Consider the following 16,372-nt stretch of genomic DNA (forward strand, 5'->3'; position numbering starts at 1 on the left):
TCCCTAAAAATTCTTGCGTTTGAATGAGTAGACGGCCAATCCGAAAAAGAACAGGCCGATTGCCAGGGAATGCCACAAGGGTATCCAACTCGCCACTTTCTGTCCCATCACCGTCTCCGTCACCATCTTGCCGAGCTCGAAGGTGCGCGGCGTGATGTAGTAAAGTCCGTCCAGCATCATTTGGTAGATCTTCTGCGACAGCAGCGCATAGATCTCATTGCGCTTAAACAGGAAGGGGCTGAAAAAAGTGATGAGATAGGCGCCCATGATGGTGACGGCGGAATTCTGCAGCGTCACCCCGAGAAAAACCATGAAGCCATAGAGCACGGCAAACGTCGCGGTGATCATCACGCCGCTCAACAGGAACGGCCAGTGCCACATGCCGGTCTTGAGCGAGAGAATCAGCCAGGCGCCGCCGATCAGGTAGAATACGTTGAAGGTCACGATTGTCAGCGCGCCCAGGAAGCGGCCGAACAACAGCTTCTCGCGGGAAATCGGTTTGGCCAGCAGCCAGTCGATGTTGCCCTTCTCCAGCATGTTGGGCACCAGGCTGGCCGTGGCAAAGATCGAGAAGAACAAGCCGCCGGTGAACAGCGCGCCTGCCAGCACCGACTCGATCCCGATCACGAATTTCTCGACGGTGACGTCGATGCCCTCCGCCTCCTTGCCGAACAGCGACAGCGAAGCAATGGCGCCGTCAACGGCATCGACATTGAGCGCCAACAGCATGATCGCCAGCACGATCGAAGACACGATGAAGAAGCCGATGAAGGTCTTGCGCGCCAGCGATTCCCGAAACGTGTAATAACACACCGCCCACAGCTCGTTCATACTTTTTTCTCCTGCGCTTTCGGTTCGCCCGCCGCGAAGACAGTGTTGAAGTCGGTCAGGCTCGCACCTTGAATGGTCTGGAAGAAACTCTCTTCCAGCGATTGCCGGTGCGGGATGATCGCCTCGATCAGGGTGTGATGCCGGCGCAGCAGATCGATGATCTCATTCAAGGGCTCCGGCCCGGAGACGACGAGATCGAGATGGCCGTTGTTGGTCTCGGCCAGCGCGGCCTTGGTGCGAATCTGCTGGAGCAAGTCCGCGTCCTTCACCGCGGCATGCAGGCGATAGCGCTGATCCGAGGTCGTCAGCTCGTGCACCGTGCCCTGCCGCAGCAGCATGCCCTGATGGAGAATCGCCACCTCGTCGCAAATCATTTCGACTTCCGACAGCAAGTGGGAATTGATGAAAATGGTTTTGCCCTGCGCCTTGAGCTCGAGCAGCAGGTCGCGAATTTCCTTGCGGCCGATGGGATCCACGCCGTCGGTCGGCTCATCGAGAATGATCAGTTCGGGATCGTGCAGCAGCGCCTGCGCGATGCCCAGCCGTTGCAGCATGCCCTTGCTGTATTTTTTCGTGCGGGTATTGCGCCACTCCCACATTTTCACCCGCTTGAGCAGCAGCTCGGCGCGCTGCTGGCGCGCGGCCTTGCTGGCCATGCCGCTCAACCGGCCGCAGTAATCGAGCAGCGCCACGCCGCTGAGGAATTCGGGGAAACGATGATTCTCGGGCAGGTAGCCGACGCGCGCGCGGCTGGCGGGATTGGCGACCGGTATCGCGAAAAGCGAAGCCTCGCCGCTGTCCGGCCGCTGCAAACCGAGCAGGATTTTGATGAAGGTGGTCTTGCCCGCGCCATTGGGGCCGAGCAAGCCGAAAATCTTGCCGGACTCCACGCGCACGCTGACATTTTGCAGTGCCTTGACTCGGCCGCGATTGAAGGACCGGCTCAAATGCTGCGTTGCGATGATGAGTGACATGCCAACTCCTTTTTGACCCGGAGCTTGTACGGCCAGCAGCAAGGATTGGTTACACCCAGGTTGCGCGGGCCAGATGTGAAGTTGGTTGCGGGATGGTGTGAGAATGAATCGAATTCAACCAGACGGATCAAAGTGCAGTGCCGCATCCTTCGCAGGATTCGTTTGTCTGACGCTTTGCGACAGGGCCGCAATAGGCAAATAGTGTCCGTCCGCAATCGTCAGTTTTTGAAGAATGTTCCTGCAACGGCCTGGCCGTTGCATCGAATTTCTTGGCGTTTCCAGTACATTCGAGGTTTCAGAAACCTCGGCACAGCCGAGTTTGAACATTTTCGGACGGGCACTAAATAAGGTGGGAAAGCGTTAGGCGGACAAATCATCCGGCGCGAGCGCAAGGCCTTCACGCGCGGGCAGGGAAGGGCGGGACTTCGTTTGCACATACGCGGTTTTGATCTTGCGCAAGCCGTAGGCAATGAGCAGCAGCGCGCCCGGCAGCAACATCACCAGCACGAGCAGCCAGTCCGGCGTGCCCAACAAAGCGCCGACCCACACCAGCGCGGCAAAGCGAAAGGCGCGGCCGAGCACGCCGGCCAGCGCGAAATGATACTTGTTGTATTTCACCGCGATGGCATACAGCCGCAGCGGCTCCGAGGAGATCGGCAGGAAAGCAGCAATGGCAACAATGGAGAAAGGGTATTTGGCGAAGCCCGCGAACAGTCTGGCAATGAGCTTGACGTTTTTGACATCGAGCATCTTGCCGCGCCGCACGATGAGATCATAGATGAAATATTCCAACAGGAAGGCAAAGAAAGTAGCGGCGGCAGCGACCGCCACGACCGCGACCCCGCTGGTCGATTGGCTCGCCAGCAGGATCAACACGTTGACCGGCACCGGAAAGAACGCGGTGGCCACGCTTACCAGGGCAAACAATATCGGCAGGCCATAGAAGCGTTCAGTGAAGACGCCGGCGCGCGCCAGCAGAATCAACAGCCCCCACGCCATGATGACGGGTGCCGCTCGCAGGATCTGGGGGTTCAATCGCATTTTGCCTTCGTCTGCCTCGCCGTGAATGTTGGGAAAAGATCGGGCGAAGATACGAAAGCATTTTTTCATTTTCTAACAGGATTTTGTGTGGCGGTGAAATCGGTTGGCCTTTCACCGCAGCAGGACGAGCTTCCTGCTCTGCGAAAAGCCTTGCGCCTGCAGGCGATACACGTAAACGCCGCTGGGCAGATCCTGCGCCTGCCATTGCACGCGGTGTTCGCCGGCTGCACATTGCTCATTTGTGAGCGTCGCGATTTCTTCGCCGAGCAGGTTGTAGATTTTGAGCGTGACGAAGCCAGCTCGAGGAAGCGAGAAGCTGATGGCGGTCGAGGGGTTGAAGGGGTTGGGGTGGTTTTGTTCCAACGTTAGTTCGGACAATCGCACCGGTTCATTTGCCGTAACTTTGGAGCTCATCCCTCTTGTGCGCCAAAAAATGAGCGAGCCATCACTCATGCCGGCGGCAAGATGCTTGGAGTCAGGCGAAATTGCGAACGTAGCCGTGCCGGCAGGATATGCTTCCTTGTAGTCTTCCTCCGCCCCGGTCTCGACTTTCCACACGCGGATGGTGCCGTCCGACAGGGGGCCAACGAGATACTCGCCATCGCGAGAGAAGGAAATCTGCCCGACCGGCGGCGCATGAAATAGCCGGAAAGGATCCCCGGATGAGACTTTGTACACACGAATCAACGTGTATCCTGATTCATCCCCTATGCCTCCCTGATCGTCCAGCAATGCCAGATACCGATGGTCGGAGGAAAGGGCCGCTGCCACCGCGGCGCCGTCCGGCACTTCGATTTCGTTCAGAAGACCGCCGCTTGCAACTTCCCAAGTCTTGATTCTCTTGTCACCGCCGAAGGAAATCAGTTGGCTGCCATCGGCTGAAAACGAAAACGCCAGGACGCCGTTCAGATGGCCTGCCAGGGTGCGCACGATAACGTTGTCAGTGTGTATGCCCCACAGCTTGATCATGCCGTTCACCTCGGCCGCGAGGAGTTGCTCATCTGGTGAGAACGCCAGCAGATTTCCCACTTCACCCAGTGGAACGGTCATCTCCTTCAGATAGAGTCCGCTGGTCACTTCCCAAAGCGTGAGCGAGTTGTACTTCCGGCCGGCAATGAACCGGCCGAGCGGTGAGAAGGCGAATGAATCATAGGAATTCAGCGAGGCCGCAAAGGTGCGCACCAGATCTCCGGTGGCAACGTCCCACAGTTTGATGGGTTCGTTCCACACGCTGGCGGTTGAAGCGAGATACCGGCCATCAGGGGTGAAGCCGACAGCATTGACGCTATGTGGGTGAGGGGTGATCGTTTTGATCGCATTGCCCGTGGCGGGACGCCATAGTTTCATCGTATGATTCTCGTTCACCGCCACGACCTGATCGCCCTCGGACGAGAGTGCCGCCAGGCTGAATCTCTCGTTGGTGTTTTGTCCCTCGATCAGACAAAACAAATTGCCGTTCGCGACTTCCCATATGCCGATCCGGTCGCCGCGATCACCAAAGGCATTCTCGTCATAGGGCGCGAATGCCATGAGGAAGTTGCCATTTGCCGCAAATGACAGCGCCCCCTTCAGGTTGGCGATCTCGGCGAAGTCCCTGACCAGGACGGCATTCGAAACCTGCAGCAGCTTTATTCTCTTTTCTCCTCTGCTGATTGCAGCCAGATACCGGCCATCCGGCGAGAAAGCCGGAGAGAGCCAGCCGCCAGAGGTTGCCGATGCCCAGACTGCTGTCCCTCCCGCGATTTCCCACAAGCGCATCACATTGTCACTTCCCTGGGCGAGCACGAACTGGCCATTGGGGGAAAAGCAGGCAGAGTAGACCGTAGCGCCAGGTGAGGTGAAACTCCGGAGCAGGTTGCCGGTGGACACCTCCCAGAGTTTCACGGTGGAGTCAGCGTAGGTGAGAATCAAGCCCAGGTCAGGCGAGAATTGGAATGCCGATGGCACAGCGGGAAAGCTGTGCAGGAGATCCCAGGACGCAGTCACCAGGATTCTGAAGGCGGACCCCTCACGCACTGCTACAGATTGACTGTCGGAAGAGAACGCAACAATGGGGAATCCCACCTCCAGGATCTTGACCAGATTCCCGGAGCCGGTATGCCAGTACTTCAGTCTGCCGCCGGCATTGAGGATGACATGCTCACCGTCGCGCGAGTAGGATAGCGCGGCCGGGAGAATGTTATTGCCCGGATTGATTCCCCCCTTGATCCAAATCGCCTCCTGAAACTGGCAGAAAGCAGCACTGCAAATCACAAGCAGCATCACCCAGCCATAACCAAGGCCTTTCGCAATCATTTCTACTCCTGTGGCTTCTTGAGGTGTGAACGCATATTGAACGCTGACATAAGGATTTCGTTGCCGACTAACGATGGCGATACCTTGCCAGATCAGGCCTCAGTAAGCGCAGCGGTGAAGCCCATCACAGCGCAGGCAGTGAATGCTGGAACAGAACTCTGCGCGACTCCACCCGGAGAAGAATAGGCAGCTTGGTCATTTCACTACCGCACCAGCATCATCCGCTTTGCCACCTCCACCTGGCCGGCCTGCAGGCGATAGATGTAGATTCCGCTCGGCACCTCGTGCCCGCGCAGATCTTTGCCATTCCATACGACTTCATAGCGTCCCGGTGCGGCTTCGCGGTCGAACAGCACCGCCACCAGCCGGCCGAGCAGGTTGTAGATTTTGAGCGTGACGAAGCCAGCTCGAGGAAGCGAGAAGCTGATGGCGGTCGAGCGGTTGAAGGGGTTGGGGTGGTTTTGATGGAGCATGAACTGGAGCGGGACAAAATTCACATCTAATGCAACCAGAGTCCTCACGCTTCCTGGTTGCCAAGTGAGGCCTCCGTCAACTGTGATGAGGATTGTAGAACCATTGCCGACGACACAAGCCGTATCTGCTGACAGCGCTGCAATCTCATTCAAATCTACGGAAGCGCCGGAAATTTGCATTGTCCAAGTTTCACCACCGTCAAGTGTGTGCAAGATTGTCCCATGGTTTCCTACCGCCCATCCCACCCGTGAATCCACAAAGGCAATATCGAACAGGCTCCGTGGGAGCGGCGTCGTTTGAGCACGCCAGTTTTCGCCGTCGCGGGTATGCAGAATCAAGCCTCTGTCTCCGCACGCCCAGCCCGATATGGAATCCACAAAACCGACTGCGTATAGCGTGCGATCCAGCTCCTCGTCAAGATATTGGAGATGCCATTGCGCATTCGAGGCAATGCTGTTGGAATAGACGGCGCCGCGAAGAGTTCTCGACACTCGCTCGATCTGCGTACCGACTGCCCACATGCGGCTTTCTCCGACAACGGCCAGATCGAAGAGGCCTCCTTCTTGATCAAAGACTGACTGTATTGTGGCGAGAATGTCGGAGGTATCGGCAAGCAAGATCGCACCATGAAGCAAATCGGGTTCAATGATGCAACGAGAGTTGTTAACGAAAGCGATTCTATTCATAAAGACGGTGATTCTCACGAAAGAGCTCAGAGAGCAGAAATGCCAAAATTCCTCGAAGACCGGATTCCACGAGAGTCCGGCATCTGCTGTATGAAGCAGGTCACGAAGCGTCACCGCAAAACCTGTGTTTCGATTGACAAAATCGAGGTCCCGTAGATAAGAGTTCGTTCGACTTCGTTCTGTCCACGTCATACCTCTGTCTTCGGTAGAATAGACTTGTCCGCTTTCCGAGGCAATCCAACCGAGGCGGTTATCATAAAAAACGATGGCTATAAGATCACTTTGACTCTCTTGCGCAAATGCACGCAAGCCAAGCATGCCCATGAAGGTGACCAGATTGATGAATCGAGACATGCTCCGCTCCCTTCAGGATTGAGGCTCTCAATCAAATCGTACAACCGATTCTCAAACAACAAGGCGGCGAAGCTTCTGTCAGTGCAGTAGAATCATCTTCTTCGTTTGCGTAAGCCTCCCGGCCTCGAAACGATAAAAATAGATTCCCGCGGGAAGCCGTTTTCCTGCATCATTTTCTCCGTGCCAAAGAACGGTATAGATATCCTCCTCGCCCTGCACGGCATCGACCAGCGTTCGCACATGCCGTCCGAGAATGTCATAAACCCTCAACATCACGTGCCCTCTCCCCTCCATGACATAGTCGATGGTAGTGAAATCCTTGAAAGGATTGGGGATGTTTTGATAGAGTACAAAAGTCACCGGAGGCTCCGGCGGCTTGGGTGGCGGTGGTGGCAGAATGGGTTCCGTACAAATGCGCTCAAAAAAGTCGAAGCCACCGGTTGTGGTTTTGAGTAACGTCCCTTCGTCACCGGCGATCCAGCCGGTGTAAGTATCCGTAAAGAAAACTGACCGCAGGTGAAGACTGGTGCCACTCTTGAGTTGCTGCCATTCTTCCCCGCCGTTGGTGGTGAAGAAGATGCTGCCGTTTTCGCCGGCAATGTAGCCCAATTCGGAATCGACAAAGTGCACAGCGCGAGCTCGAACAGGAGATTGGGCTGTCCTACGCCATGACAATCCTCCGTTTTCCGTCTTCGTCACACCGGATCCTCCGACCACCCAGCCTATTTTTCGATCGAGGAAGAAGACATCCCATGCTGGAACGGGCGCTTCGCCGACCAGCTTCCAAGTTTTTCCGCCATCTGTTGTCATTGTAATTTGGCCTCCACCTCCAGACCATTCACCGAACACGAGGCCGGTGTCGGCATCGAAGAAATGGATATTGTGCTTTGGGCCAGCGATCCCGGCATAGTGAACGAACCAATTGCTGCCACTGTCTTCGGTTCTAATAAAGCCTCCGTTTATCACCATGCCGACCTTGGCATTGATGAACTGCAATGTCGTAGAGCCGTAGTCGAACCCTGACCAAGATAGCAACCGCGACCAATCCTCTCCGCCATTTGTCGTTCTAAGCAAGGTGTGGCTACCGGCTATCCAGCCCGTGTCAGCATTCAAAAACTGAATCCTGCGCAGATCGTTGGTGACGCCGCTCTGCTTGGTAATCCAGTTCTGGCCGCCATCTGTTGTTTTAAACAAAGCTCCTTTCGTTCCTACGATCCAACCGGTTTGTGCATCGGTAAAAATCATTTCTTCCAAATGGGTGCGCGTGAAAGTGTGGAAAAGCAAGGTCCATGTTCGGCCGCCATCGCGTGAGCGCAAGATCTCGCCGTGTGCACCCGCGGCCCAGCCATTGGTAGGATCGCTAAATTCTACCGTAAGCAGGTTCTGTGTCATATTGGCCATTGCCGCCTGCCAGTGTAACCCGCCATCATTCGTAAACAGAATGATGCCGGCATCGCCTGCAGCCCAGCCGTGTTGGGTGTCAATGAAGAAAATATCATTCAGGGGCTGTGTCGTACCAGAGGTCTGGATTAACCAGTTTTCCCCCTGATCCTCAGTGTGTAAGAGCGTGCCGTTTTTTCCGGCAATCCAGCCGTGATAGGCATCAGCAAAATGGACTGCCAACAGATCTTTTCCCGGGCCCTCGGAGATGACCTGTTCGGACCAAGTTTCGCCGCCATCATCGGTTTGGTAGATTGTATGCACCCCGCCTTTGTGGCCAACAGCAAAGCCTTTTTGGGCGGTAAGGAAGGAGAGAGCGTAGATGATCGAATCAAAATCATCATGAAGCGTGGTGAAAAAGAAGTTTTTCCACGTCCTTCCGGCATCGACGGTATGCGCAATGATGCCATGTTTGACCCTGCCGCCATAGGAATTGACGGTTCGCCAACTGTAGCCCGCGAGCCAGCCCACCGACGGATTCACAAAATGAACCGCATTCCAATTCGCCGCTTCCGGCAGCCTCACAGGGAACCAGCATTTGCCCCCGTCAGCGGAAAGGAAGACGGTATTGTTCTCACCGGCCGCCCAGGCTAGAGTGTCGTTTAAGAAAAATACGTCGTTGATTTGTTGATATGTCCCAGCAGCGTTCTTGACGCGCTTCCAGTGCGCACCGTCGTCTTCCGTGGCTAGGAAACTGCCGCCGCTGCCGGCCGCTAGGACTACGCCCGGCCCTGCCAAATGTAAGTCAGTCAGCGTATTCCCTTGGGGGAGTGGATTATGCCATACCCAGCCGGATTCTTCTCCGGGCAATGGCGGTCGTCCTTGGGTTGTCATGCGGAAGATCCAATCAGGTGACGTGCTCCGCGCTAGTTCCTGTGTGAGGCCGGGAGCAACAATCGCCAAAAAGGCGGCTATGATGGCCTTCACCCTCCAAACTGTCCCGGCGTTCCAGATATACATGGTTTCTCCGGCGGTGAATGGGGCAACTGCGGCGGCGAGAATGATGCTGAAAATTGAAACAGACTTTTTCACGTGAGCTGCCCTCCTTATCGCAGCAACAACATCCTGCTCACCGCACGGAAACCGGGCGCAGTCAGCCGGCACAGATACAAGCCGCTCGGCAAGTCTGCGGCCCGGAATTCAACCGTGTGGTAGCCCGCTGCTTGCAGACCATCAATCAACATGGCCACACGCTCACCCAACAGATTGAAGACTTCAAGACGCACCCGGCTGGCGCGCGGCACCGCATAGCGGATGATGGTACCTGGATTGAAGGGGTTCGGCATGTTGGAGAAGAGCGCAAATGCGGCTGGCAGGTCTGCGCTACTTGCTTGCCCAACTGACAGCGGCCCCAGCGCGTTGCCGAAATCAAGCGTGTCGAAAATCTGATGTGGTTGCAAGGTGATCACATATCCGGCGGCGGAAGGCGGCCACGTCTGGTGCCAGTCCCCGAATAATTCCTGTGAAACTGAATACTGGCCAGCCGCCACTTGCGGGAAAACAAAACGGCCGTCTGCATCAGTCGTGGCGCGAAAGGAAGCTGCGCCGCGGAGATGAATGGTCCGACCCAGCAGCGGGAATTCGGTTGGTTCCCTTAAGCCGTTGCCATTCTTGTCGAACCATACTGTGCCGCCGAGCGCGCCACCGTCTGGCGCCCACAGTCCGAAATCGACATCGTGCGCGGACTGGCCCAGAGTCAAATGGAGCACGTGCATGCCCGGCGGAACGGTTTTGCTCCATCCCGGCAGGACCTTCACCGCAATCGAATATCCCCCCGGATCCAACTTCCGGAACGAGTAACTGCCCGACAAATCCGTTGGCACGCTGTCCTGCCGTGCGCCGGCCAGGTAAACTCGCCAGCCCGCCAGGCCTGCCTCATTCGCATCGCGTGCACCATCGCCGTCCAAATCATGCCAGACCGTGCCGTGAATTTCTCCGCGTTGCGGCAGAATGGAGACCTGGCCGGGCAGGCTGCGCACAGGCACTGTTACTGCGTTCATGTCGGTTGCGGAGGTCTCGCTGAAACCAAGCTCTGCAATCTTTGTGTCGGGCGAGGGGTTGGGCCCGACGCGAAACTTCAACGTCGCGAGGACTCCGTCGCCTGCAATCGGCAGGCCTTGCGATTTTTCAAAAACCATACCTACCCTTGCCGGCGTGATCGGTATGACGCGCAGCCTGCCTTCCGGATCAAGCGGTCCGGGCGCAAATTTCACGAACGAGAGCGGATGTTGTGTGACCTCCAGAGCTGCCCTGAAGGAGGAAAGACTCTCGCCGTTCAAACGCAAGGAAACGGGCACCGCCAGCGTGTCGCCCGGCTCGGCCTCCAGAGTGGTTGGGGCGAAGACGATGATGCTTGCTCCCGGCTCGATGGGGTCGTAAGGACTTACGGCATAGTAGAGCAAGACGGTGGGCGCAGCGCCACCGCCGATGATCGAGTTGCCGGTGTTGCCGTCGGATTGATAGACCAAGTGAATGGCCTCGGTGAGGTTGTCGGCCACCGAGGCCCACAAATCCTCCGACTGCGGTGTATCCGTGATATTGACGACTCTGCCAATGACATCACCGCTGGTCGGCGTGCGCACATAGATGTCGGTAAAGTGCGTGCTGTCGGTGTCAAAATCCAGCGGCCGGTAGGCGGCAAACACCAAGTAAAGGCCATTGCTGCCGTCAAACGCGGCCTGGGGCTGCATGGTGAGCGTGGCATCGGCATTGATTTGATCGAAAGGATCGCCAGCGCGAAACAGATCTTCATCCGATTCCAATTGCGCGTCGGGCAAGTCTTTCCAAGCCACCACTTGTTGAATGCTTCCACCCTCCTCCCAATGTTGAATACCGACCTCGCGCGAGTGCCACAGCTCGAGCGCGGTGCCTGCCGTATCTTGCGTGGCGCGCACGGCTTCCCAGAACACATGCAGCTTGCCGGTGTTGTCGTAAATCAAATCGCACGTGTCCCAGGGGCGAATCTCCTGCGCGCCGATGGGAAGATCGTTCGGATAATTGGTGAGATTGCGGTAGGTCCACGTCGCCCCGTTGTTCTGCGTTTCCCAGAGATGAATGTCGCCTCCGCGCTCAGCCACCGCGATCGCGGTCTTGTTGCCGAAGCTGTCCATGGCCTGATCATCGGCACTGAATTGCGGTGTGCGCAGAGAAGTGTCCGGCTTGAGAACCTGCTGAGTCGAGCGCCAATCGTACTCATTAAAAAGTGTGACTTCCTTGCTTTTCGCGATGCCATTGAGCACGCCACGCACTGAAGAACAGATGATGATTTTATCAGCGCCATCAACCGTCAAGCGCGGCCAAAGCAGGGGTAGCCCCGTATTGTTGTTCAGAATTCCCGTCGTCCAAATCGCAAAACCTTGCAGGGCATCGATGGTTACTTCATGACTGCGATTGGGTTCGCCGGAATGCACGGCTACCACGCTGCGTCCATCTGCCAGCGCGGAGAGGTTTGACCAGGCTTTGCCATAGAAGCTTGGGACCTTTTCCATTTGCGGCCACCATGCGATGCCATCGAAGTAGTTCCAATAAGTCCCAAGATCGGCAGTGTCGGGCCGCCGCGCAGCCATGCGGCCGACTGCAATCGCGTCCCCATAGTTCACGATGTTCGGCAGCACGCCGCCGTTCGAGCCGTAGTCATGAAAGGAGGTCATCAAATACATGCCCGGCCCGAGGGCGCCGGTATTGTTGCCGGTATGGGGCTTAACGCCAGGGTAAGGTGAGGCGGTGCCGCTGAAGCCGCTGATCGCCAGCGGTTTCTTCTGCGGGTCCACGGGAAAATCCCGGCGCCGAGCTTGAAGCGGCAGGGTGGCAAGCAGGGTAAAACTCAGCACCCAGGCGAAGAGATGAATGCGTATCATGACGCCTCCTTTCGAAAACGGAGGGATGAGATCACCGCAGCAGGACGAGCTTCCTGCTCTGCGAAAAGCCTTGCGCCCGCAGGCGATACACGTAAACGCCGCTGGGCAGATCCTGCGCCTGCCATTGCACGCGGTGTTCGCCGGCTGCACATTGCTCATTTGTGAGCGTCGCGATTTCTTCGCCGAGCAGGTTGTAGATTTTGAGCGTGACGAAGCCAGCTCGAGGAAGCGAGAAGCTGATGGTGGTCGAGAGGTTGAAGGGGTTGGGGTGGTTTTGCGCCAGCGTGAAATATGCCATTCGGCCATCAACCGAATTCTCGATGACAGTCGGCTGCGCACTACGGAAGACCCTTCCACTGTCGTCGCCAGCATAAGCAAAGTCGTTTGCATCGAATGCGATCGACCAGATACGGTTGTTCATTAGACCAGCGCCTCTTCTGGTCCAGGTTTCACCCCGGTCTGGGGAATACAGTATTTCCCCTTCCTGCTGGCCTGCAAAGAGGTATCCTCTCGAATTGACTGCAAGGCAGTTAACGTTCACTAGACTCGAGTTTGTTACGCTCCAGTAGTCACCATTATCAGTTGATCGAATAATCCCATTCCACAGGCTGGCTGCAAAAACATCTCCCCAGGCATTGCTGTTGATGTCCATGATGAGGCTGCCGGTGAAGCTTGGTGGGTCTCGATAAACGACTTGCCAGGTATCTCCGCCATCCGATGAGCGGTGTATGCTTCCCATCCAATTCCCTACATTCAGGCAGCAGTTTGTTGTGAGGAAGAAATGCCCACTCAGAGTGGCCACTATCTTGAAAGCATAGAGATCGATCCGACCAAGATATTGCCAGCTTTCGCCATTGGTCTTGGAACGGAAGATGCCTTGGTCGATAGTTGAAACGATAATGACATCGTTCGAATCAATTGCAATGCTATTGATCGTTGGCAAGCCCGTATTGGCTGCAATCCAACTCGTCCCTCCGTCCGAGGACCGAAACACTCCTCGCGAGGTTCCAACGAAGATATCGCCATTTCGATTAATTGCAAAAGTGGAAATATAGGACCCGAGTTTGTCCGTGCCGACTTGCTTCCAATTGCCGTCCCTGTGCGTTGATCGCCAGAGACCATCATCTTGTGTGCCTGCAAAAATGTGCCCACTCGAATTGACGGCAAGTACTGTGATGCGAGTACTGGAAAGTTTGCCGATCTGTTTCCAATAGTCCTGCGCAGGAGCCGCCAATGTAATGCCCAATACAGTCCACAACGTGAGGCCGCCGATCATCTTCTTGCAGCCGATCTTTCTATGACGATACCTCCGCACGCCGCAGACTCCCTCTCTTGTTTTTGTTCCCTGAATCATTCAAGGCCTGCCTCTTCGCACAATGATACCAACTTGTCGCAGAAACTTCCAGCCTGATGCGACGGTCAGGCTGGAAGTCTGCACGCCAGAGCGATCTCACCGCAACAGCGTCATCCGCTTTGCCACCTCCACCTGGCCGGCCTGCAGGCGATAGATGTAGATTCCGCTCGGCACCTCGTGCCCGCGCAGATCCTTGCCGTTCCACACCACTTCATAGCGTCCCGGCGCAACTTCGCGATCGAAGAGCACGGCCACGAGGCGGCCGAGCAGGTCGTAGATTTTAATGAGTGCACGTTGTTTGTGCGCCAGGGGCGGTACTTCAAAGACGATCTTCGTTTCAGGATTGAAGGGATTGGGATAGTTTTGCGAGAGTAGATAGCTTATGATCATCAAGTCCTTTCTTTCCACAACGGAGACGATCGCAGCTTGAACGTACTTGATCGTGACATAGGCACCCCGGTTCGGACCGCCGCTGCAGCCCGTTACGTAAACTCCTCCGTGCGCGTCAACGGCGAGGGCGGTTGCTCGATCAGAAGCATTGGCCGAGCTGTTGAAGCGAACCATCCACCTCGTCTCGCCGGCGCTGTCATATTTGATCGTTGCAAAGTCATCAGAGGTGCCCGAGCCGGCGCTCTTGCCGGTCACATAAACGTTTCCTCGTTCATCCAAAACCATGTCGCTCGGTTCGTCGAGGGATTTGCCGGGACCGTCATAGCGAGCATGCCATTGCTCGATGCCGGGGCTGTTGAATTTCACCAGCAGGTAGTCCAATCCCAAAACTCCCGGCGCACTACGCCCTTGGCCGAGCACGTAGACATTCCCGGCTCTGTCCAGGCGAATGAATTTGCCACCTTCAGTCAAACTTTGCGAAGAGGCCGCCCATTGTTGCACGCCCGCGCTGTTGTATTTGACAGTCGCATTGAAGCCCGTCACGTAAGTATTGCCGGCGGCGTCAAGCGCCAGCGCATAGGCATGATCGGCAAACCTGCCGGAGCCGTTGTAATGCGAACGCCACTGCTCCACTCCGTCGCGATCGTATTTTATCGTGGTGAAATCGAAGCCGGTATCCAGCTCCAAGCTGCTGCCGGTCACGATGACTTCACCGGAGGCATTCACGGCAAGATCATATGCAACGTCGGAAGAGGACTGTGCCTGTCCGCTATATCGCGCCACCCACCGTTCTTCGCCGGCAGCGTTGTATTTGATCGTGGCAAAATCGGTGTTTTGATCAGCTCCAAGACTCGATCCCGTAACATAGACATTCTCTTGTTCATCGACGGCAAGCGCATTGATGAAGTCCTGCCCATTTCCCGGGCCGTTGTAACGAGCGCGCCATTGCTCAACACCGGCATTGTCGTATTTGACGACTGCGTAATCGACTGAAGTGCCCACTCCGTAACTCCAGCCGGCGACATAGACATTTCCATGCTCATCAAGCTTCAGAAAGGAGGGGCTGTCAACGCCATTGACCGGGCCGTTGTAACGGGTGAGCCACTGCAATTCGCCGGCGAAGTTGTATTTCACCGTGACGAAGTCAGAGGAGGTCCTTGCCCCCCGGCTGACACCCGTGACGTAAACGTTGCTCAGATCATCCACCGCAATGTCGTAGGCACAGTTGAAAGAATTGGTCGGCCCAGCCCCGTTGTGCCGCGCGACCCAAAGTTCGTCGCCATCGCCGTTGTATTTGATGGTCGCATAATCGTTGCCGGTGCCGGCACCGCGACTTTCACCGGTAACATAAACATTGCCACCCGCATCGATCGCCAACGCAGTTGCGCGATCTTGCTCCTGCCCGGGACCGTCATAGTGTCGAACCCAAAGCTCGTTGCCCATCGGGCTGTATTTGATTGTGGTGTAATCATCGCTGGCACCGGCGTTGTATCCCGTAACGATGGCATTGCCAGTTCGATCAACGGCAATGGCAATTCCAAGAGCTTGATGGCTGCCCGGCCCATCATAGGTTTGGACCCATTCTAGCGTTCCCGAACGATTGAACTTGACGGTAACCATTTTCAGTTGGCCATGACCTGCACTCATTCCAGTCACATAAGCATTTCCCAGGTCATCTACAGCAAAGTCAAAGAAATCGTCCCAATTATTGGTCTCCCCATCATAAAGGGCAGCCCATTGCTCATGCCCAACGGCATCGTATTTCACCACGACATAATCATCATTCGTTCGGGCGCCGTAACTTGTGCCGCCGACGTAGACGTTGCCGGAGCCATCGAGGGCAAGAGCATAAGCCCGGTCAATCCCCCGGCCTGTGCCATCATAGAAGGCAGTCCACTCTTCCCTTCCGTTTTGATTGTATTTGCTCGTAAAAAAATCATCTTGCACGGAGCCGGTCACGTAGACATTTCCAGCATCGTCCAGAGCTACGGCCACGCTGTAATTGAAAGCATCGCCCTGCCCCTGTCGCACAACCCATTGTTCAATGCCGGCGTTGTTGTAATATACCGTTACGCCGGCTCTCGCGGAAGTCACAACGTCGAAACCTATTCCCGCCACGGCAACATTGCCGGAATCATCGATGGCGATCGCAAGAGCATGGTCGTCGCTGTTTTGCGGGCCATTGTAACGAACAGCCCATTGCTGCTCGCCGTTACGGTTGTATTTCACAGTGGCAAAGTCATTCGAGGTGTCCAACCCCCAGCTTTGCCCGGTGACGTAGACGTTGCCATGCGTATCGACCGCAAGCGCTTGCGCCCCATCTTGCCAATTGGCGCTGCCGTCGTATCGTGCCGACCACAAACGCGCGCCCGAGGGGCTGTATTTCACCGTGTAAAAGTCCCGGCCGGCGATGGGGCTGTCACTCGAACCGGTCACATAAACGTTTCCGGCGTCATCAACAGCGACAGCCTGCGCTTGGTCATTGCCATCAGAGGCGGAGTCAGCAGCAAAGTAATTCAACCATTCGACACGAATGCTGTCGGAAAGGCTGTGGGAAAAAGTTGACTTCGAAAGGTTGGCGCGGCTCAAGCTTTTTCCGAACAGAGATCTGGTCTGTGCTGTTGCCATGGACGCGCAAACCAGGGCAATAGCGAGACAAGATTTTGCCAGCATTTT

The 16,372-nt window shown here is 56.1% G+C and carries 9 protein-coding genes; all 9 read right to left on the reverse strand.

Features of this window, described 5'->3' with window-relative positions; genetic code table 11:
- Positions 1-3 precede the first annotated feature (3 nt).
- Positions 4-831 carry an ABC transporter permease gene (locus L6R21_02665; GenBank protein MCK6558077.1) on the reverse strand — a complete coding sequence of 276 codons (828 nt, stop codon included), beginning with the start codon at positions 829-831 and terminating at the stop codon, positions 4-6.
- Positions 828-1,805, reverse strand: coding sequence for an ABC transporter ATP-binding protein (locus L6R21_02670; protein ID MCK6558078.1), 978 nt, complete (start codon positions 1,803-1,805; stop codon positions 828-830). The genes L6R21_02665 and L6R21_02670 overlap by 4 nt, the downstream gene beginning before the upstream one ends.
- A gap of 360 nt (positions 1,806-2,165) precedes the next feature.
- Entirely contained in the window at positions 2,166-2,846 is a 681-nt protein-coding gene (locus L6R21_02675) for a hypothetical protein (protein MCK6558079.1), read from the reverse strand.
- 111 nt (positions 2,847-2,957) lie between these two features.
- On the reverse strand, positions 2,958-5,141 hold the full coding sequence (locus tag L6R21_02680) for a T9SS type A sorting domain-containing protein (protein MCK6558080.1): 2,184 nt from the start codon (positions 5,139-5,141) through the stop codon (positions 2,958-2,960).
- Between the two features lie 203 nt (positions 5,142-5,344).
- Positions 5,345-6,655, reverse strand: a complete 1,311-nt coding sequence (locus L6R21_02685; protein ID MCK6558081.1) for a YCF48-related protein — start codon at positions 6,653-6,655, stop codon at positions 5,345-5,347.
- 78 nt (positions 6,656-6,733) lie between these two features.
- On the reverse strand, positions 6,734-9,127 hold the full coding sequence (locus tag L6R21_02690; GenBank protein ID MCK6558082.1) for a YCF48-related protein: 2,394 nt from the start codon (positions 9,125-9,127) through the stop codon (positions 6,734-6,736).
- A gap of 14 nt (positions 9,128-9,141) precedes the next feature.
- Positions 9,142-11,952 (reverse strand): T9SS type A sorting domain-containing protein, encoded by a 2,811-nt coding sequence (locus L6R21_02695; GenBank protein MCK6558083.1) that lies wholly within the window; start codon positions 11,950-11,952, stop codon positions 9,142-9,144.
- Positions 11,953-11,983: 31 nt separating this feature from the next.
- Entirely contained in the window at positions 11,984-13,306 is a 1,323-nt protein-coding gene (locus L6R21_02700; protein MCK6558084.1) for a T9SS type A sorting domain-containing protein, read from the reverse strand.
- Positions 13,307-13,402: 96 nt separating this feature from the next.
- Positions 13,403-16,285 carry an SBBP repeat-containing protein gene (locus L6R21_02705; protein ID MCK6558085.1) on the reverse strand — a complete coding sequence of 961 codons (2,883 nt, stop codon included), beginning with the start codon at positions 16,283-16,285 and terminating at the stop codon, positions 13,403-13,405.
- Positions 16,286-16,372 lie beyond the last annotated feature (87 nt).

It is taken from the genome of bacterium (assembly GCA_023150945.1).
Classification (GTDB): Bacteria; Zhuqueibacterota; Zhuqueibacteria; order Zhuqueibacterales; family Zhuqueibacteraceae; genus Coneutiohabitans.